Source organism: Metamycoplasma neophronis (genome assembly GCF_006491995.1).
Taxonomy (GTDB): domain Bacteria; phylum Bacillota_I; class Bacilli_A; order Mycoplasmatales; family Metamycoplasmataceae; genus Metamycoplasma; species Metamycoplasma neophronis.
The window spans coordinates 1-572 of record NZ_VHHP01000057.1 but is presented as its reverse complement, the minus strand read 5'-3'; the positions used below and the strand labels follow the sequence as shown (position 1 = coordinate 572).

Annotated in this window: 1 protein-coding gene and 1 pseudogene; both read left to right on the top strand. The window is 67.5% G+C overall.

What is annotated here, in order from left to right; all coding sequences use genetic code 4:
* Positions 1 to 22: 22 nt before the first annotated feature.
* Positions 23 to 373: pseudogene (locus FJR74_RS08510) on the top strand (carboxyl transferase domain-containing protein); the annotation flags it as partial.
* 92 nt (positions 374 to 465) lie between these two features.
* A partial coding sequence (locus FJR74_RS08505; RefSeq protein WP_503465757.1) for a biotin carboxylase N-terminal domain-containing protein occupies positions 466 to 572 on the top strand: 107 nt, incomplete at its 3' end.

Below are 572 nucleotides of genomic sequence, written 5' to 3'. Positions count from 1 at the left end.
CAAGGACTACGAGGAAGGCGGGATGATCAAGCATGGCTCGATGATGATCAACGCCGTGTCCAACTCGACCGTCCCGCACATCTCGCTGCTGATCGGCGCGTCCTACGGCGCCGGGCACTACGGCATGTGCGGGCGCGCCTACGACCCGCGCTTCCTATTCGCCTGGCCCAGCGCCAAGTCCGCGGTGATGGGCGGCGCCCAGCTGTCGGGCGTGCTGTCCATCGTGGCCCGGGCGGCAGCCGAAGCCCGCGGGCAGCAAGTCGACGAAGCCGCCGACGCGGCGATGCGGGCCGCCGTCGAGGGCCAGATCGAAGCCGAGTCGCTACCGTTGGTGCTGTCCGGGATGCTTTACGACGACGGGGTGATCGACCCGCGCGACACCCGCACCGTGCTGGGAATGTGTTTGTCCGCCATCGCCAATGGCCCGATCAAGGGGACGTCGAACTTCGGCGTCTTCCGGATGTGATGCTGATGGGAATCACTCGAGTATTGGTTGCTAACCGCGGCGAGATCGCCCGGCGGGTGTTCGCCACCTGCCGCCGGCTGGGGCTCGGCACCGTCGCCGTCTACAC